The organism is Chitinibacter sp. SCUT-21 (assembly GCA_041874755.1).
Lineage (GTDB): Bacteria > Pseudomonadota > Gammaproteobacteria > Burkholderiales > Chitinibacteraceae > Chitinibacter.
Window position 1 is genome coordinate 3,093,875 of the sequence record CP102611.1, and the last position, 18,902, is coordinate 3,112,776.

The window sequence follows — 18,902 nt, forward strand, 5'->3', positions numbered from 1 at the left end:
GTCTGTATGAACAAGCAAGGCGAAATGCACAAAATTAAAAATGAGCAGGAGCTAAAAGACTACCTTGAGCGCGCCAAGGAGCTTGCTGTCATGCCGATTGGTCAAGTGTTGCTGAAGGAGGGCGCGATTACCGAAGAGATGCTTAACGATGCAATCAAGCTCAAAAAGGTGCTGCCCGATAAGCGCTTGGGCGATGTATTGCTCGATTTAGGGATGGTGGATAATAAAACCTTGCAGCTTTTGCTTTATCGCCAGATCGGTATCCCCTCTATTGATCTGGATGGTTTTCTTATCACCCATGAGTTAACCAGTTTATTGCCCGCCGCAGTGGCTCGCAAAAACAAGGTGTTGCCCTTGCTGAATTTAAATAGCACCTTTGTTGTGGCCTCCGATCATCTGCCCACTCAATTGGTCTACGACGAGCTGCGTTTTCATTTACAAAAAAACGTGATGATTGTACTGGCCGAACACAGCCAGATAGAAGAAAAAATTCGGCAGTTCTATGACATCATTACCGAAAATCTTGAGGCGGAAAGTAAAAGCCCCGATCGCATCGTTAATAATGATGCTCGTATCTGGCAAGAGGCGGAATATTTAGCCAAACAAACGCCGATCGTTAAATTAGTCAATTCGATATTTACCGAGGCAATTACGCTCGGCGCTTCTGATATCCACCTTCGGCCTACGGATAGTGACGTTAAATTGTCATTTCGCATCGATGGCGAACTACACGCAGCGCGCTCGATTGAAAAGCATTTGCAAGCGGCACTGATTAGCCGCATTAAGATTTTGGCCACAATGAATATTGCCGAGCATCGCATGCCGCAGGATGGGCGAATATTGATTCAGGTAAACGATCAGGAAATCGATTTACGCGTCTCGATTATGCCCACCTTACATGGTGAAAATGCCGTCATCCGGGTACTGGGCGGCAATAAATCCTTGCTGAGTTTAGAGGATATTGGCTATAGCGGGCACGATTTACAACGTATCAAAGAGATGGTGCATAAAGAAAGTGGGTTGGTGCTGGTCACCGGCCCGACTGGCTCGGGCAAGAGCACCACTTTATATAGCATGCTTCATGCCGTGGCGCGCGACGGAATTAATGTGGTGACGATTGAAGATCCCATTGAGTTTCATCAGCCCAAGATGGTACAGGTGCAGTTATTATCGTCACAGGGCTTTGGCTTTCCGCAAACGCTGCGGCACGTTCTGCGGCAAGACCCTGATGTGATTATGATCGGTGAGATCCGCGACGCCGAAACGGCGCAGTTGGCATTTGAAGCAGCATTGACAGGGCATTTGGTGCTGAGCACTTTGCATACCACGTCGGCTTGCGGCACGATACCGCGCTTAATGGAGTTGGGTATTTCGCCGCAAATTTTGAAATCGGCTTTGCTCGGGGTGTTGGCGCAGCGTTTGGTTCGCCACAATTGTCCGCACTGTTTACAGCACGAAGTGATTTCTGAATTGGTGCAAAGCAAATTAGGGCTGAAAGACACCAGCGCATATCGGATTGGGAAGGGGTGCAAGCAATGTAAACAATATGGCTTTAAAGGTCGCCTTGCTGTTTATGAATTGTTTGAGCCCGATGCCGCGCTGCGCGAGCATTTTTCATCGAGCATTACCGAGTATCAACTGTTTAAATTAGCCAGCGCCGCAGGAATGAAATCCATGCTGCGCTATGGACATGAATTAGCGCTGCAAGGAAAAGTCTCGCTGCTCGATGTGTACCGCGCGTGCAGTTAAGGCTTGCGCGGCAATTTGGCTAGAAAACGATCGAATGATCGACCGAATGCTTGTCGATCACTCTGGCTAAATGGCGCCGGCCCACCGATATGCCGACCTTCGCTGGGCATACTGCTGCGCAGCTCTTCCATAAAATCGCGCATATTCAGCCGCTCGCGGATGTTTTCTGCCGAGTAAAATTCGCCACGCGGATTGAGCGCGGCGACATTTTTCTCGACCACGCGTGCTGCCAGCGGTATATCGGCGGTAATCACTAAATCGCCTGGCAAAGCCTGCTCGACAATCCAATGATCGGCTTCATCAAAACCGTGCGCCACTTGTACGGCGCGAATTACCTTGGACGGCGGGACGCGCAGCAATTGATTGGCCACCAGCACCGTCGGCAATGCTAAGCGTTCCGCAGCACGGAAAATGATTTCTTTAATCACAACCGGGCAAGCGTCGGCGTCGACCCAAATATGCGGCCTGCGGGTATTGCCCGCTAGTTCAGATCCAGTTTGTTCTGTAGTCATATACCCTGCTTGCGTTCGAGCAGTTTTTTCCGGATTTGCGGCAAGGCGGCCAAAGCGGCTTTTTCACCTTCTAAAATGGCGACGTTTTTCTGGTCAAAATCTGCGGCGCCAATTTTGCCGACTTTCGGGCGAATCACAATATCGGCACGGGCCAGCTCTTGTTCGCCCAGTTTTTGCCCCATGATGACAATCGCTTGGTTCATCATGCCCAAGGTGCTGGTCGATGATTTGCCGGTGGCTTTGGCCGAAATATCGACGGCGATGACAAAGTTTGCGCCCAATTGGCGCGCAGCATCGACTGGCACAGGGCTAACAACGCCACCGTCGACGTATTTACGCGGGCCAATCAGAGTCGGTGCGAAAATACCCGGAATGCTGCTTGACGCGCGCACCGCTTGGCCGACGTTCCCGCGGGTAAATACCACGCGATTGCCGTTATCCAAGTCGGTGGCAACGGCTGCAAAGGGTTTGGCGAGCTTTTCAAAGGGCTTATTGCCAATTTGCGCGTTGACATAGTCTTGCAGTTTTTGCCCTTTCACCAGTCCGCCGCCAAGTAAATTGACGTCACGAATTTGGCTTTCGTCGAGCGCGACGGCTTTTTCTTGTAGATCAAACACATTGATGCCGCTGGCGTACAAGCTACCGACGACGCTGCCGGCGCTGGTGCCGCTAACGACTTCGACTTTAATGCCATTGGCTTCGAGCATTTTAATCACGCCAATATGCGCAAAGCCTTTGGCCGCGCCGCCACCTAAGGCTAGGCCGATTTTGATCGGCGCGGGTGTGGGAGTGGGGGCGGATGGTGCAACCGGTTGTGGATTGGTCGTAATACAAGCGCTAAGCACGATTGCAGCGCTTAAACTTAGCAATGTGATTTTAATTTTGCTCATTTTTTACCTTCAAACTGAGGTGCCGTTGCTAGAGGAAGATGGGATTGTGCAAAAACAAGTTCTAGCGATTCAACCCATGCGGTTTGTCCATCGCAACGCCACTTCACGTCATAATCATAAAGGCGTACGCCATAGGTGCGGTATGGGTCGCTAGCGTATGCTGGTCTTGGATCTTGGGCCAATACCTCGGTAATTAATTGCCGAAAATGCGAGTGCGAGCTGGCCGTGATTTGCTGCATGGCTAAGGCGGAAAACTCAACCGCTAATTGCTCAGGCTCACCGCGAACAAAGCCTGATTTTGCGTCATTCACGCTTTCGACAAATGGAATATACGGTTTGATATCGACAATCGGCGTGCCGTCGACCAAATCAACGCCGCCAAAGTGCAGGGTGACGCCATCACTGCAATCAATATCGATCAGTTGAACTAAAGATAAGCCCAAAGAATTAGGACGAAACGGGCTGCGGCTGGCAAATACGCCGACTTTGGCGTTGCCGCCCAAGCGCGGTGGGCGCACGGTGGGCGACCATTGCCCGGCGACTTCATGAAAAACAAAGCTCAGCCATACATGCGAGAAATCGCCCAAACCGCGCACGCATTCGGCGCGGTTATACGGCGCTAGTAGGCGCAGCGTACCGATGGCATGCGGTGCAAGGCGTGGCTGGCGCGGAATGCCAAACTTATCGGCAAAAGGCGTCGCAACATAGCCAATTGGCTCAATGGAGTAGGAAAGATTCGTGTTCACCAGCGCATTGTGCCCAATCTAGCGCCGAAGCAATAGCCTAGATTGGGCTTTATACACGGTAAATATGTTACAGACTGTGAATCCAGATTGCGCCAATCACCACCGGTGAAACCCACGCGCACACAATGCGGAACGACGGCAAGATGCGCGCTGAACCTTCTGCTTGCATATCTTGTGTCACGCGCGGCCAAATCGCCCAGCCGACAAACAAGGCCGATAGCAAGCCACCGGCTGGCAACATGATATTGCTGGCGGCGTAGTCCATCAGATCAAACGGATTTTTACCAAACAGCAGGAAGTCTTTGAGTACGCCAAACGACAAAGCGGCAGGAATACTAAATACAAAGACGCTTAAGCCGGCTGCCCAGGTTGCGGTTTTGCGGGCAAAGCCAAATTCGTCAATCAAGAACGCCACGATAGGCTCTAAAATCGAAACCGATGAAGTGAGCGCAGCAAAAATCAACAATAAGAAGAAGGCAATCGCAAACAACTGACCAAATGGCATTTGAGCAAAAATGGCGGGCATCGTAATAAAGGTCAGGCCAGGCCCAGCGCTTGGGTCCACATTAAATGCAAATACTGCAGGCAGTACGAGCAAGCCAGCAAAAATACACGCCAATGTGGCCAGCAGGGTAATCCACAGCGAGGTTTTACTCAAATTGGTTTCCGGTGCTACGTATGAGCCGTAGGCGATAATTAGGCCGCCGCCGACTGATAGAGAGAACATCGCCAGACCCATGGCGTCGAGCACCATATCGGAATTAATTTGTGAGAAATCCGGCGTGAGAAAATAAGCCACACCTTCCATCGCACCCGGTAAAGTTAATGAGCGCGCGATCAGCACCAACATCAGGCCGAACAGCAGCGGCATTAAGACCTTACTCCAGCGCTCAATCCCTTTTTCTACGCCACACAACACCACCCACATCGTTACGCCCAAAAACAGCACCGTGTAGAGAATCGCCTGTGCGGGATCTGCAATAAATTGACCAAATAAAGCACCCAGCTGATCAACATTGCTGGTAATCGCTGCACCAGTGATTGACTGGTACAAATAGGCAAAGGTCCAACCGCCGACGACCGAATAGAACGATAAAATTACAAACGAGCACAGCACCGATAAGCGTCCCGCCCATGGCCAGAGGCCACCTTTGAGATCGCGGTAGGCGGTGGTCGCCGATTTTTGCGCCGCACGGCCGATAATCATTTCAGCCAATAGCATGCCGATACCCACGGTGAAGACACACGCTAAGTAGACGAGCAAAAATGCGCCACCGCCATTTTTACCTGCCATATACGGAAATTTCCAGATGGCTCCCAAGCCGACGGCAGAGCCTGCCGTGGCTAGAATAAAGCCGAGTTTTGAACCCCAATTTGCTCTTTTCATACGCGAATACCTGAGTTGTGCTTCAAATTAGTTTGCCATGCAGTACATTGTCATGACGAACTACAAGTGCCAGAAAGATAGTGATTTAATTACTTTTAATCTGAAGCCGATTTTAGCCATCAGTTCCCACTCGCGAGTTGGCGATATCCCCAATAAAATCACAGAAAATCAGGCTTTTTTCGGTGAAAATGCTTAATTCCGTCATCCCCTTGCGTTACAATTGCGGATTCTTGCTCGGTAAAGAGTCAATTATTGTTTTGGAGCTACTATGCCTGTAAATATTGCCCCGCTTGATCCTGCGGCTTTGTTGCCCATCGCTGGTGTTGAAATTGGAATTGCCTCGGCAGGGATTAAAAAAGTAGGGCGCAAAGACACGACTTTATTCCGCATTGCGCCGGGATCGCGTGTAGCAGGCGTGTTTACCCTCAATCGCTTTTGCGCGGCACCAGTACGTTTGTGCCAGGAGTATCTGGCTGCAGGTCAGGAGATCCGTGCCTTGGTGATCAATACTGGTAATGCCAATGCCGGCACTGGCGTTGATGGCATGCAACGCGCGCAAGCGATTTGTGCTGCGACTGCGGCGCAATTGGGTGTCAAAACCGAGCAAGTATTGCCGTTCTCAACTGGTGTGATTTTAGAGCCGCTCCCTAGCGACAAAATTATTGCGGTGCTACCCGATGCTGAAGCGAATTTCTCCGCCAGCAATTGGGCTGAAGCTGCCAGCAGCATTATGACCACCGATATCGTGCCGAAAGCCACGAGCACGCAAGTGAATATCGGCGGCAAAACCGTGACGATTACCGGTATCGCCAAAGGTTCGGGCATGATTCACCCGAATATGGCGACGATGCTGGGCTACGTGGCGACGGACGCGGCGATTAGCCAGCCATTGCTGCAGCAAATGCTCAAATACGCAGCCGACCATTCATTCAACAGCATTACCGTGGATGGTGACACCAGCACCAACGACAGCTTTATTCTGATCGCCACTGGCCAAGCGGGGAATGCTGAAGTTGTTGACGCCAACAGTGCCGATTTTGCCGCTCTGCAAGCAGCAGTGGTGCAAGTATCACAATTTTTGGCGCAAGCGATTGTGCGCGACGGCGAAGGCGCGACGAAATTCATTACGATCAATGTTGAAGGCGGCGCAAGCTACCAAGAATGTAAAAACATTGGCTACGCGATTGGCCGCTCGCCACTGGTGAAAACGGCGTTTTTTGCCTCTGACCCTAACTTGGGCCGCATCTTGGCGGCGATTGGCTATGCTGGTATCGACGATTTGAATGTCGATAATATTGAAGTGCGTTTGGACGATGTGCTGGTTGCGATTAACGGTGGTCGCAATCCAGAATACCAAGAAAGCCAAGGTCAAGCGGTGATGAATAAGGCGGAAATCGCGATCAATATCAAACTCAATCGTGGCGAGCACAAAGGCACCGTTTGGAGCTGCGATTTCTCTTACGATTACGTCAAAATCAACGCGGAATATCGCAGCTAATTTTGATTCAAGGCACAACCAGAGAGCGAGATACCTATACGGGTATCTCGCTCTTTTTATTTAAAATTATAAGATAGCAATATATACCCAGCCTTCGAGGTTAGCTTGCAAAGCCCTTATTTGCACTGAGTCAGTGGATGACTATAGTAAAGCAATAGTTTTTACTGAGCGCATTGGGCATGAGTCATCTTCCGATCTCTGCACCGCTACAAATTGAGTTGGACAAAATTATCAAGTTGACCAACTCTGATCGCTATGAGGCTTTCAATTATTGTGAGGCTGGCTTTGCGGCTGCGCGGGCGGCGCATGATGATGCGGCATTTATCGCTATTGCGATTCAGTATGGTTTAGTAATCGATCAGCATGGCTATCCGCAAGAGAGCATTGATATCTTGTATGAAGCCTTGCAACTAGCACAAAGTTACCACCAATTTAGTGATGAAGCTCGGTTACTAAATGTGATTGGGCGAGCAGTCTATACCCGAGCAGAATATCGCCGCGCGATGCAGGCATGGGCTCATTGTCTGGAAGTAGCTAATTTGGCGGGGGACAATATCAGCTGGATTTGGGCCAAGGTGGGGATTGCCCAGATTTATGATGCTTTGGATGATAACGATACCGCAGTTATTTTATTAAAGCAGGCAGAAGAGCGAGCCAGACCGCTGGGTGATCCGATTCTACTGCTCAATATTATGCTCAATTTAGGCGTCGATTTATTTCATCTTCGGCGTTTTCAGCAGGCGCTCGATTCATACCAAGAATCGTTGCAATTAGCGAGAACGCTCAATCATCTGGATGATATTGGTGAAACCTTATTTCGCATCGCCGAAGTTGAATTGGAGTTAGATCATCTCGACACTGCGTTGGATTTGCTGAAAGAAGCGCAAGAAATCTGCTCTCAATCTCACCATATGTGGGCTTTGGCGAATATTCATGGCGTGCGAGCTAAAATTTTGCAACTGCGCCAGCAGCATGATCAAGCCTTGGAAGAGGTGCAGCAGGGGCTAGATTATGCTTGCGCCTCCAGTTCGACGCATATTCAAATGCGTTTATTGTATTTACAGGCCAAAATAGCGGAAAGTTCGCAGAAGATTTCGCTGGCTTATTCCTCATTCCAGTTGGCCACAGAAATCAAAGGGAAAATAAATCCGACGGATTATCGACAGCAATTGGCGGAATTAGAAGATCTAGCAGGGCTTCGTCCAAGTCCTGGTCGTGTTTTGCTAGATTTGGCCAACAGCCGGGATTTAGATCATTGTAATTTGCCATTTTTAGCACAAACATTGTGTGAACACGCTGCCAAAATTATTCGACAAGTCCAGGCCAGTTATTGGGAATACCAACCGGGTGATGGGACATTTTGTCAGCTATTTCCTGATAAACAAGCCGAAAAAATCACTTTAAATGATAGGTTGATTTTAAGCTTGCGTCGTGGGGAAACTACGGTTGCACATAATGCCCAACATCATCAACATACCTGGGATTTGTACGAAAAATTATGGCTTTTCAAGAAAACGATTTCGCTGCTAATTATACCTTTACGTTTAAATGAAAGTATTTATGGTATTTTAATGATCGAGTATAGTGAACGATCAAAAAATTGGAGTTCTGATGAAATTCAATACATGAACCAATTGGCGATGATTGGAACTCGGGTGTTACTGAACATCGAGCGCGATGTTTTTCAGGCGGATGTGGCCCGTTTAAATGCCCAGCTGCAGGAAAGTAATGTTGAATTAGAAGCGCGAGTTTTGCAGCGAACTCTCGAGCTCCAAAAAGCCATGGAACATTTAATTGAGGCTGAAAAGCTTGCTTCCTTAGGTAATTTAGTGGCTGGATTTGCGCATGAACTAAACACCCCGCTTGGCAATACATTGACCGCTTCTTCGACGTTGTTGGATAAGAATAAAGAATTAATGGAAAGCATCAATGCTGGCGTGATGAAGAAATCAATACTATTGCAGTACCTAAATGAAAGCACGATGATTGCTGAGTTGGTAGAGCGCAACGCGCGACGAGCAAGCAATTTAATTTCTAATTTAAAGCAGGTGGCTGTCGATACCGCCTCTGGCAAGCGCAGGTTATTTAATTTAAATACCGTAGTCGAGGAAACTATTGCGACATTGTCAATGAATCTAAGACGTCGCCATATTCGTGTTACAAATTTGATTGATTCAAAAATTGAACTAAATAGCTATCCGGGGTCGCTAGAGCAAATTATCAGTAATTTAATTAATAATTCCTTGGTGCATGGCTTTGGAGAAAATGAGGAAGGCGAAATTGTAATCGAAGCCTACAAAATTAACGAAAACAAAATTGAGCTACATTATAAAGACTCTGGCGCAGGTATTCCGGATACGATCAAAAAACGTGTGTTTGAGCCGTTCTTTACTACCCGTTTTGGGCAGGGAGGTAGTGGTCTTGGCTTGTACTTGGTTTATTCATTAGTAACAGGAACTTTAGGCGGGATGCTGGAGCTGCGGGATCCTCCACTTCACGGTGTTTGGTTTGTATTGACTCTGCCCATCGAGGCGCCAGCAGAACATCATGAAAAAGTCGATATTTTCCGACATTAATTGTGCAGCTAAATAAAAAAACGGGGCTTTCGCCCCGTTGCTTTTTACTCATTCAGTTTGCTTTGGCCGCACCTACCGAAATGGTTCTGCGATCTCAAGTGCGAGGTTTCTCGCGTCATCATGATCGAGTTGAATCGGATTTTTAAAGGCCCGGAACAAGTTCATCAACGCATCGTTGACCGTACTCGCTAAGCCTTCCATGAAGTGTACTCGCATTGCGAACTCCTTGAAGGTTTCACTATCTACGTCGCTGATTTTGCTGACAGGTGCTATCCACATTAGCGATAGCTCGTTGCAGGAGTGTCGTCTCCTGCCTCGCCGACACAATGGCGTCAGCCTGTTGGCACAACCGTACGTGTTACCCTAACCCCATGTTAAGGCAACAGATTTACTCTAGCACCAGTGAAAAGAAAAGGAAATATAAATTACATCAAACGGTTGTTGGAGGCTTGATCGGCGTGAGTAGGAATAAATCCTTGATAAGGGTTAGCTAAAGAATACAGTGCTTCACTATTGCTCTGACACAGTAGGCACGGTTGCAGACTAACTAAGTAATCAGCGGCAGGTTCAACATCGATATTGCTTAAATCATTAATAAAGCTGCTGATGAAAAATACGCGGTGTGCTTTTTCAATTGAAGGGCGTAAGTATTGTAATAATTTGATTGGGCCGCTGCGCAATAGATACCATTCATGATCATGTACAATCAAAGCATTGAAGTAGTGTGACGCGCTGCTTAGCTCCGCACTGTTTTGCGGAGAGATCGCCAATATTGTACAAACCATTTCACTCTCATGAATGAGTGTGTTGAGCTGCGCTACTGTGCGCGTCAACTGGCTGTGTTGTAATTCGATCAGGTTGCGTTTCACGATTGAAATGATTGGAATTTAACCACTTGATTCTTATGTATTTGCCATAAAAATCAAGCTGTTTTCAAAAAATTGCAGACAAACGATGAATAAAAGAAAAGTGACCCGTGTTGCCGCTGGTATCTTGATTAAAAGGGATGGCCAGTTTTTGCTCGCTAGTCGTCCACAAGGCAAGCCCTATGCGGGATATTGGGAATTCCCTGGTGGGAAATTAGAAGAAGGTGAATCTGCCCTTGAGGCGTTAAGCCGCGAATTAAAAGAAGAATTAGGCATTGAACTTGCGCAAGCAACGCCATGGCTTTGCCAGCGCTTCGAATATCCACATGCATTGGTTGAATTGAATTTTTTTCGCGTAACGTCGTGGCAAGGCGAGCTTCATTCGCATGAGGGGCAGCAATTTGCTTGGCAAAAAACGAATCAGCTATCCGTTTCGCCTATTTTACCTGCCAACGGCCCAATTCTACGTGGACTGAGTCTACCAAATACTTTGTTGTTCTCTCCTGCTGGCTTGATTGATGACGAGTCCTTGATGCAACAGGCGGCACATTATTGGCAATATTCTAATATGTGTTTGGTACTGCGGGAGCCGCAACGCTCCGTTGCCGCGTACGCCAAGCTGTGCAAACAACTTGCGGCTTTGCCGCGGCCTCATGGTGGCAAGTTAATCGCGCACGGTGAAATTGCGGCAATCGGTGATTTGCCTGTGGATGGGATTCACCTCACATCTGCGCAGTTGATGGTGCTGAACGAACGCCCACGTGGTTTTGATTGGGTTGGAGCATCAACGCATGATGAAACGCAATTGGCCAAAGCACAAAAATTGGGGGTTGATTACGCCGTTTTAGGGCATGTCAACCAAACGGCGAGTCATCCCAACCAAGCCCCATTGGGTTGGGATAAATTTGCACAGCTCTTGGCGCTAGGTTGGGCTTTTCCTTGCTTTGCTATCGGGGGACAAACTTGTGCGAGTATTCCGACCGCACAAACCCATGGAGCGCATGGCGTGGCCATCTTGAGTGGGGCATGGCGATGAAATCGAATCGTTTATTACGTCGTGTTCTATTTGCACTCATCATTGTATTGCTTGGGCTTGCCGTGGTTATATATCCACGCTACCAGCACCTGTTTGGCGAACAATCCATGCAAACAGTGCTCCATATGAGTTGCGAGGATTTACAACAAGGTTGCCAATTTACCGTCGATGGCCAGCAATTTCAGTTGAAAACCAAACAAGCGATTGGGGGCGCAGCTCCATTTGAGCTGCTATTTCATGGTAAGGCCAATCAAGTTCGTGCTAATTGGTCTATGCAAGGAATGGATATGGGGCCTAATGAATATCGCTTTGTCAAAAAAGGTGATGTTAGCTGGACTGCAACTATGGCCCTGCCATTTTGTACTGCCGCACGTAAGGACTGGATATTAAATCTGAGCATTGATAAAGTGAATGTGCAGATCACTACGGTGGCACAGCGCAATTAGCATGAATCTCAAGTAATAAAAACAACTAGATTGGGGTTGGAGGGGAAGAGGTAATGATGAAAATAACCATGATCTGTTGCGTGGTGGCGGTGCTGACAGCCCCAGTTCACGCTGGCAAGGTTTATCAATGGCGGGACGCGGATGGTCGCGTGTTTTATTCTGATCAGCCGCCCCCTGTCTCTGGGGTAAAAGAGCGACAAATTCGCCCAAACACGGTGGGCAATGCCAGCCAGCCAGAGGCCAAGTCTCTATCCGTGGCAAAAGATGAAGTTACCCTTTGGGTGAGTGCTGCATGTGAGCCTGCATGTTCTCAAGCGCTTGCCATTCTCGATCAGCGCAATGTGCAATATGAAGTTCGCAGCGTAGACCCTGGCAATGAGCAAAGCATGCTGGCGTTTTTTAATGCCGTGGGAACGATGCAGTCGCGGCCCCCCATTCTGATTATTGGTAAACAAGTATTGAAAGAATGGAATAGCCCGATGTGGCAAGCGGCCTTAAGTAAGGCCGGCTACCCATTGCCCAAAGCAAAAAAATAAGCGGCCAACAGGCCGCTTATTGGGGCAAGCGCTGATTATTTGGTATTCAGCTCTTTATCGACTGAGTACTTCGATCCAGCAACGGTGGCCTCCGCAACCAAGCCATTTTCGGTAAATTGATACACGTAAACGCCTTTGGCTACTTGTTTGGCGCCGGTAATACCCACGCCTTTATCGCTGGCTTTCGCTGCTGCGGTTGCATTGGCGTCTGCGGTCCAGCCGCTATTTACAAATGAATCAAATGCTGATTTTTCTGTAAACACTAAGACTTCGCGGGTTTCTTTGGCGCCCAAGCCGAGGCCGACTTTGCCTTGAATCATCGTCATATAGGTTTTTTTGCCTTTCGATACGGCCACACCTTCACCGCCGCCAGCCCCTAAAAACACGGCAGTAAATCCGCCGGTTTTGAAAACGGCATAGCCAGCGGCTTTGGCTATCTGTGCTTTGGCGTCGGGATATTTCTTGTAAACCATTGCAAGTGATTGCTGAATATTTTTATCAATATCAGCACGCCGCTGCGTAGGTGTTTTTTGCTGTTGGGTTTCGTGGCTTTTATTGGTGGCATTGCCCTCGGCCCAAACAGGCATACTGAGTGTAACTGCTGCAACAGCGATAACGCATTGACGTAATAGCATGATAACCCTCATTCTTGGATTGAAACTTTAGTATAGCTTGCGATTTACTTTCATTTAAAAATTATTTTCCTAAGCTGACTTAGTGTGTAGCGTTATTTTTTGATCAAAACAAGCCATCAACCCTGCATTTTTAGTCATACCAAAAATAAAAAACCGACCAGCGTGGTCGGTTTTTTATTGGTTTAACCTATTGGGGTACTGCCATCTAGCTTGATTAAAGATTGCGCTGCATCAATATACCCTTGGGGGCTATTTCTGCGCTACTTTCTGGCCTACGCCATCATTCCAGTCGTAATACCCTTTCCACGCGCTATAGACCAGATTCGGGTATTCGGCTTTACCGAGGCTGCCGTTGTAGCGGCCAAGGGCGCGAAATAGGTCGCCGTTTTCGATGTTCAGATAATGGCGCAAGATTGAACAGCCGTAGCGCAGATTGGTGTTCATATCAAACAAGCTTTGATCGGGCGTGCCAATCGCGCGTTGCCAGAAGGGCATCACTTGCATCAGACCGCGTGCGCCGACAGGGCTGATCGCGTAGCGGTTAAAGCGGCTTTCGATGTGAATCAGGCCCAGCACCATTTGTGGGTCGAGCCCGGCGCGGGTCGCTTCGTAATGTATCGCCGTGAGCAATTTACGGCGCACGAATTCGTCGGGGATGCGCGATTTTAGCCGCTCGGACATTTCGTCCAGCCACGCTTCACCCTCGGCTTTATTGGCAAACATCAGCCGCGGCTCGATGCGATCGGCAATGCTGCGGCGCAAGCTGCTGGCGACTGAATCAGATAAATATTCTTCACGCTGCGCACCGGCGTGGGCAGTGGTGGCGAGCAGGCTAAGGCAAAGTAGGGTAGGAGCGAAAAACTTCAACATATTGAACGACTTGTATAAATTGCTGGTATGCACTGATCCGTCATTTTGGCCGCTAGTGTGCGCAGGGTCAATGCCTTACAGCGATTTGGGCTGCTCTAAGGTGAACGATCACACTTTGCGCTAAGCATAAAAAAGCCCACTAATTCGTGGGCTTATTTTGCGCATAGGGTATTGCCTGCTAAGTCTTTTTAGGCCTGTGCTACAAGGCAATACCCAGCTTGATGCTTAGGCGATTTGTTGCTGAACAAAGCTCAGCGCTTCGCCGATCGCCACTTTCTGCATTTCACCTGCGCGGCGTGCTACGTATTCAACTTCGCCATTGGCCAAGGCTTTGTCGCCAATCGTCACGCGGTGTGGAATGCCGATCAATTCCATATCGGCAAACATCGAGCCTGGACGCTCGTTGCGATCGTCGAGCAACACGTCGATGCCAGCGGCAGTAAAGTCCGCGTACATCTGATCCGCCGCCGCTTTCACCGCTTCCGATTTGTGGTAACCCACTGCGACGATGGCCACGGCAAACGGCGCCATCGCTGCTGGCCAGATAATGCCGCGTGCGTCGTGGTTTTGCTCGATCGCGGCGCCAACAATGCGCGATACGCCGATGCCGTAGCAGCCCATTTCCATAGGCGTCAGCGTGTTTTGCTCGTTCAGGAACGTGCAACTCATCGCTTCGGAATATTTGGTGCGCAATTGGAAAATATGGCCGACTTCAATACCGCGGCACAATTCCAACACGCCGCCTTTGCCGTCTGGACACACATCGCCGTTCACGACATTGCGGATGTCGGCCACAACGTGCGGTTCTGTCAGGTCGCGACCGAAGTTCACGCCTGCCAAGTGCAATTTCGGTTTATTCGCGCCGCACACAAAGTCGCTCATCGCTGCCACGGTACGGTCGGCAATGACGCGAATGTTCGCGTTAATGCCAACAGGGCCGATAAAGCCCGGTGGGCAATTCAGATTGCTGCGAATTTCTTCGTCAGTCGCGAAGCGGAAATCCGCCATGCCTGCAACTTTGCTGATTTTCACTTCGTTCAGATTATGGTCGCCACGCAGCAGCGCCAGTACGAATTCGCCCGCGGTCGTTACCAAAGCAATCGCTTTTACCGTGCGATCAATGCCGATGCCGAGCAAGGCGGCAACGTCTTCGCACGCGGTTTGTTTTGGCGTGTCTACTTCGGCCATCGCTTGCGCCGCAGTTGCGCGTGGTGTCGCGGGTGCGAAGGCTTCAGCCAATTCAACGTTCGCAGCGTAGTCGCTAGTTGGGCAGTAGGCGAGCAAGTCTTCACCCGCGTCAGCCAAAACGTGGAATTCGTGCGAGCCATCACCACCGATTGCGCCAGTATCGGCTGCAACAGCACGGAATTTAAGGCCTAGACGCGTAAACACCTTGGAGTATGCGCCGTACATTACTTCGTACGTGGCTTTCAATGAATCCAGATCGGCGTGGAATGAATACGCGTCTTTCATCATAAATTCGCGCGCGCGCATTACGCCAAAACGGGGGCGGATTTCGTCGCGGAATTTGGTTTGTACTTGGTAGAAATTCACCGGCAATTGTTTGTAGCTTTTGATTTCCGAGCGCGCGATGTCGGTGATGACTTCTTCGTGCGTTGGGCCAAAGCAGAAGCTGCGCTCGTGGCGGTCGGTGATTTTCAGCATTTGCGGGCCAAACACGTCCCAACGGCCGGTTTCTTGCCACAGTTCAGCCGGTTGCACCGCTGGCATCAGCAATTCTTGCGCACCCGCGCGATTCATTTCTTCGCGCACCACGGCTTCTACTTTGCGCAAAATACGCAAGCCCAGCGGCATCCACGTGTAGAGGCCTGAGCCCAAACGTTTGATCAAGCCCGCGCGCAGCATCAGCTTGTGCGATAGTAATTCGGCCTCGGAAGGCGCTTCTTTTAAAGTCGAAATGAATAATTGCGATGTGCGCATGGTGCGTGATCCAGTGAAGTAGGGCTAACTCAAATGAAGCCGGCTATTTTATCCGATTTATGCTGATTATTCAGCTGCCGGCTTCTCAGTTTGCGCGGCGCGCTCGGCTTCGAGTTTGGCGATTTCAGCCGCTTTTTGCTCAGCGCGTTTGGCGGCAAATTTCGGGCGCAGCTTGTTCATTAAAATAATGTCGCGCGCTTTCATCAGCGCCAGCAGCCAAACGACCAAAATCGCGCCGTAGGCCAAACTATCGGTGCGAACGCTGGGGGCGAGCGACTCAAGCAAAGGGTTGATGACGTATTGCACACTGCCAAAAACGGCGATTAACAAAATCACGGTTGAAACGGCACGCTCGCGCAGAAAAGTGCCGCGCAGCAAAACGCGTTGTTCCCAATTGCTCAAACCCGATAATTCAGGCACATCGTCTGGGCGGAAATAAAAAGCCATGGCAGGTATTCCAAATCAAAATCAATGGCGGGCAATATTACGGGAAAGTGCGCATAAAGCAAGCGTATATCCTTGAAAGCCTAGTGTTTTTTTATGATTTGACGTGCTCGTTAATCAGAAGCTGACAAGCAGCTAGTTTATCGCTTGCGATAACACACTGATCGCCGCGCAGACTTCCTGTTTTGTGCCAAGCGTGTTATCAATGACGGATAAAAAACGGAGACGACCTAATGAATACATCTTTGCTGAGAAAATCATGCCGCTTTGCGGCCTTGAGTGTCGCCATTTGCTGCGTCGCGGCGGGCGCGCAGGCTGAAGAGGTGGCGTCCAGCGTTGCGGAGCGTCAGCCCTTGTCGAATATGGAGTTTACCCGCTCGCAGCTCACCGATATTCATTTAGCGGCACAAGCCAATTTGGCGCAGATCAGCTCGCAATTGGTCGCAAGCAGCCGTGCGTTTTGCGCAGCGCCAAGCGAGATGACTTTTCGCGCGGTGCAAACACAGTATGTCCAAACCTTGCTCGCATGGCGGGCGATTGAAATCGCGCCGATGGGCCCTAGCGCTGAGCCCGATGTGGGTAAAGTAATGGAAGGGCAGACAAAAGATGCGGCACAAATTTTAAGCCTGGCTGCGCAAAAACCAGCGGGCCAAATGGTGGATGGGCAAGCGGCGTACGAAGCCAAAAAACTGCCGGATTGGGGTATTGGCTTCAAAGCTATTGAAGAATTGCTTTATGGTGATAAACCCGCCAATAGTATGGCTAGGCTAAGCACCGAGCCCGCGTGTGGCTATTTGGTATGGCAGTCGCAAGTGGTGGCTTATCAGGCTGAAACTTTGCGCCGTGCTTGGCAAGGCTTGAGCCGCGGTGCAGGTTACGATTTAAGCTATCCGCGCACTTATTTAACGCAGTATTTAAATAGCCAAATTGAAGGCCTGCGTGATTTGTCGGCCAATAAATTGGGGATTAAGCCGTCAAACTGGTTAGATCAGCGCTCAGGTGCGACGGTGATGAGCTTGCAGAGCAATGTGGCGGGCTTGCGTACTTTGCTAACTGGTAATCAATCCGCCAAAGGGTTGGATGATTTGATGCTGAGCCGTGACGATACCGCGCGCTGGGCCAAGGTTGAGCAGGCATTAACGGCATTAGAGGCTAGCTTGCCCAAATCGGAGCAGGCACTGACGAGTACAAATGCTAAAAAAATCGCACGCGCCGCCAGTCGATTAGCCGATGTTTTGGAAAAAGACATCGCGCCGATGTTGGCGATTAAGATTGGTAAAGTGAAAAAATAAGCCCAAGCGCCCCTCACGGGGCGCTCCAATCAAGCCACTTATTCAACTTCGTCGAGTAACTGGCCGCCCCAGCCCCAGTTTTCCTCTTTCGTTTCATCAAAATTCACGATTACATATTCGCGTGGTTTTCCCGCGATCCGCTCCATCGTGCTCGTCATTTCTTCAACGATCTGTTTTTTCTGCACACGGCTTAATTCACCCGCGAGGCGAACGTGGATATAGGGCATAGGATTCTCCAGAAGCTTACAAAGATTTAACGAAACCGTCATATTGGCAATCTATGATGCAGCCTTGATTTGCCAGACTGGAATGCCTTGATGTTACACCGTTTTTTTGCCTTAACTTTCGTTTTGCTCACCGCACCGTGTTACGCTGATTTGTCCGTAGGCCTGTTAACTTCACGCAATTCAGAACAATCGCTTGAAGATTGGCAGCCAGTATTGAATGATTTGGCGCAGGCAACAGGACAAAAAGTGACGGGTATCGTGCTCAGTGATCGCGATGAGTTGCTACGCCGCATGCAAAAAAACCAGATTCAGATTGCACGCCTTGACGATAAGCTGGCCTTGGATGCGGTGGAAACCGCTAACGCTGAACTGTTTGCGCGCTTATCGCAAACGGGCAATGTGAACGACTATCGCAGTGTGATTTTGGTGAAAAAGAGCAGTTCAATTCAGAATGTCGAAGACTTGCTTAATCGGCCGAAACAACTGCGCTACGCGGGTGGCCAGCCTGGGGCGATGGCAGAATATCTGATCCCGCATTACCATCTGTTTTTTAAGCGTAATGTGCTGCCGGAAAACTACTTCAAGTTATATTTGCAGCGCAATGCCGAAACCGCCTTTGTTGCCTTAGCACAAGGACAGGTTGATGTAGCCGTGAGCAATACCTTCGATCTAGAGCAGCTTAAAGAAAAATTCCCACGTGACTTCTCACAGATGCGCATTGTGTGGGAGTCGCCAAAATTTGCTTTTGATCCGCTGGTAATGCGCAAAGATTTGCCGCCGGCACTGAAAAAATCGATTAGTAATTTCTTCACCCAATATGGCAAAGTCGGGAGTAATACGGCGCTGGCCAAACAGCGTTTATATTATGCCGATCAGCTTGCGGGCTTTGTTGCCGCGGATAATCGCAGTTTGCGCCAAGTGACCGATTTGCAATTATTTCATGATCTATTTCGGCTGACGTTTAATACCCAAATGAGTGTCGATGCCAAGAAGAAGCAAGAAAAGCTTTACTATCAAAGGTTTGATGCTTTGGTTGGGGTGCTCGGTGGGGCGAAATAAGATATCAGCCAAAAAAAATCAAACTATTTTGCAAAAAATGGTTGACGAGTCGGGGAAGTATCCGTAATATGCGAGGCCTTGAGGGGGGATTACCCCAGCGGTCAACGGGTCCGGACTGTAAATCCGGCGGCTCAGCCTTCGAAGGTTCGAATCCTTCTCCCCCCACCAGAATAAGAAAAAGCCCTTGTCGAA

Annotated in this window: 19 protein-coding genes and 1 tRNA gene; 9 read left to right on the plus strand and 11 right to left on the minus strand. The window is 49.4% G+C overall.

The genetic code is table 11. From position 1 onward, the window contains the following. The first annotated feature begins 6 nt into the window (after positions 1-6). Positions 7-1,749: a GspE/PulE family protein gene (locus NT239_14425; protein ID XGA70944.1), complete on the plus strand. Its 1,743-nt coding sequence runs from the start codon at positions 7-9 to the stop codon at positions 1,747-1,749. Here the strand turns inward: NT239_14425 and NT239_14430 are convergent. The 4 genes from NT239_14430 to NT239_14445 form a co-directional block, all read right to left on the minus strand. Next, entirely contained in the window at positions 1,746-2,261 is a 516-nt protein-coding gene (locus NT239_14430; GenBank protein XGA70945.1) for a YaiI/YqxD family protein, read from the minus strand. The genes NT239_14425 and NT239_14430 overlap by 4 nt on opposite strands. Continuing rightward, positions 2,258-3,151 (minus strand): patatin-like phospholipase family protein, encoded by an 894-nt coding sequence (locus NT239_14435; protein ID XGA70946.1) that lies wholly within the window; start codon positions 3,149-3,151, stop codon positions 2,258-2,260. Before NT239_14435 ends, NT239_14430 begins: the two co-directional genes overlap by 4 nt. Further along, positions 3,148-3,897 (minus strand): tRNA (N6-threonylcarbamoyladenosine(37)-N6)-methyltransferase TrmO, encoded by a 750-nt coding sequence (gene tsaA, locus NT239_14440; protein XGA70947.1) that lies wholly within the window; start codon positions 3,895-3,897, stop codon positions 3,148-3,150. The genes NT239_14435 and tsaA overlap by 4 nt, the downstream gene beginning before the upstream one ends. A gap of 67 nt (positions 3,898-3,964) precedes the next feature. Next, on the minus strand, positions 3,965-5,284 hold the full coding sequence (locus tag NT239_14445) for a sodium-dependent transporter (protein XGA70948.1): 1,320 nt from the start codon (positions 5,282-5,284) through the stop codon (positions 3,965-3,967). A 268-nt stretch (positions 5,285-5,552) separates the two neighbouring features. Here NT239_14445 and argJ point away from each other — a divergent pair, with 268 nt between their 5' ends. Further along, on the plus strand, positions 5,553-6,782 hold the full coding sequence (argJ, locus tag NT239_14450) for a bifunctional glutamate N-acetyltransferase/amino-acid acetyltransferase ArgJ (GenBank protein XGA70949.1): 1,230 nt from the start codon (positions 5,553-5,555) through the stop codon (positions 6,780-6,782). 179 nt (positions 6,783-6,961) lie between these two features. Beyond that, positions 6,962-9,358, plus strand: coding sequence for an ATP-binding protein (locus tag NT239_14455; protein ID XGA70950.1), 2,397 nt, complete (start codon positions 6,962-6,964; stop codon positions 9,356-9,358). Positions 9,359-9,430: 72 nt separating this feature from the next. Here the strand turns inward: NT239_14455 and NT239_14460 are convergent, their stop codons facing one another. Together NT239_14460 and NT239_14465 are read right to left on the minus strand one after the other, a co-directional pair. Further along, complete coding sequence (locus NT239_14460; protein XGA70951.1) at positions 9,431-9,574, minus strand: hypothetical protein; 144 nt, start codon at positions 9,572-9,574, stop codon at positions 9,431-9,433. A gap of 209 nt (positions 9,575-9,783) precedes the next feature. After that, a complete protein-coding gene (locus NT239_14465; protein XGA70952.1) occupies positions 9,784-10,227 on the minus strand; it encodes a hypothetical protein in 444 nt (147 codons plus the stop codon). Positions 10,228-10,312: 85 nt separating this feature from the next. Here NT239_14465 and NT239_14470 point away from each other — a divergent pair, with 85 nt between their 5' ends. The 3 genes from NT239_14470 to NT239_14480 are packed head-to-tail and all read left to right on the plus strand — an operon-like array spanning position 10,313 to position 12,242. After that, positions 10,313-11,260, plus strand: a complete 948-nt coding sequence (locus NT239_14470) for a Nudix family hydrolase (GenBank protein ID XGA70953.1) — start codon at positions 10,313-10,315, stop codon at positions 11,258-11,260. Continuing rightward, positions 11,257-11,706 (plus strand): hypothetical protein, encoded by a 450-nt coding sequence (locus NT239_14475; GenBank protein ID XGA70954.1) that lies wholly within the window; start codon positions 11,257-11,259, stop codon positions 11,704-11,706. The genes NT239_14470 and NT239_14475 overlap by 4 nt, the downstream gene beginning before the upstream one ends. A 53-nt stretch (positions 11,707-11,759) precedes the next feature. Beyond that, positions 11,760-12,242 carry a DUF4124 domain-containing protein gene (locus NT239_14480; GenBank protein ID XGA70955.1) on the plus strand — a complete coding sequence of 161 codons (483 nt, stop codon included), beginning with the start codon at positions 11,760-11,762 and terminating at the stop codon, positions 12,240-12,242. Positions 12,243-12,277: 35 nt separating this feature from the next. Here NT239_14480 and NT239_14485 read toward each other — a convergent pair whose 3' ends face one another. From NT239_14485 to NT239_14500, 4 genes are all read right to left on the minus strand, one after another. After that, complete coding sequence (locus NT239_14485) at positions 12,278-12,877, minus strand: YSC84-related protein (protein XGA70956.1); 600 nt, start codon at positions 12,875-12,877, stop codon at positions 12,278-12,280. 249 nt (positions 12,878-13,126) lie between these two features. Further along, entirely contained in the window at positions 13,127-13,747 is a 621-nt protein-coding gene (locus tag NT239_14490; protein ID XGA70957.1) for a transglycosylase SLT domain-containing protein, read from the minus strand. Positions 13,748-13,972: 225 nt separating this feature from the next. Then, complete coding sequence (locus tag NT239_14495; GenBank protein ID XGA70958.1) at positions 13,973-15,688, minus strand: proline--tRNA ligase; 1,716 nt, start codon at positions 15,686-15,688, stop codon at positions 13,973-13,975. Between the two features lie 66 nt (positions 15,689-15,754). Continuing rightward, positions 15,755-16,135 (minus strand): hypothetical protein, encoded by a 381-nt coding sequence (locus tag NT239_14500; protein XGA70959.1) that lies wholly within the window; start codon positions 16,133-16,135, stop codon positions 15,755-15,757. A gap of 230 nt (positions 16,136-16,365) precedes the next feature. On the opposite strand from NT239_14500, the gene NT239_14505 reads away from it, so the two are divergent. Further along, complete coding sequence (locus NT239_14505) at positions 16,366-17,424, plus strand: hypothetical protein (protein XGA70960.1); 1,059 nt, start codon at positions 16,366-16,368, stop codon at positions 17,422-17,424. Positions 17,425-17,462: 38 nt separating this feature from the next. Here NT239_14505 and NT239_14510 read toward each other — a convergent pair whose 3' ends face one another. Next, entirely contained in the window at positions 17,463-17,651 is a 189-nt protein-coding gene (locus tag NT239_14510; protein XGA70961.1) for a 4-oxalocrotonate tautomerase family protein, read from the minus strand. Positions 17,652-17,741: 90 nt separating this feature from the next. Here NT239_14510 and phnD point away from each other — a divergent pair, with 90 nt between their 5' ends. Continuing rightward, positions 17,742-18,710, plus strand: a complete 969-nt coding sequence (phnD, locus tag NT239_14515) for a phosphate/phosphite/phosphonate ABC transporter substrate-binding protein (GenBank protein XGA70962.1) — start codon at positions 17,742-17,744, stop codon at positions 18,708-18,710. An 82-nt stretch (positions 18,711-18,792) separates the two neighbouring features. Continuing rightward, positions 18,793-18,878: transfer RNA gene (locus tag NT239_14520), tRNA-Tyr, on the plus strand. Positions 18,879-18,902 lie beyond the last annotated feature (24 nt).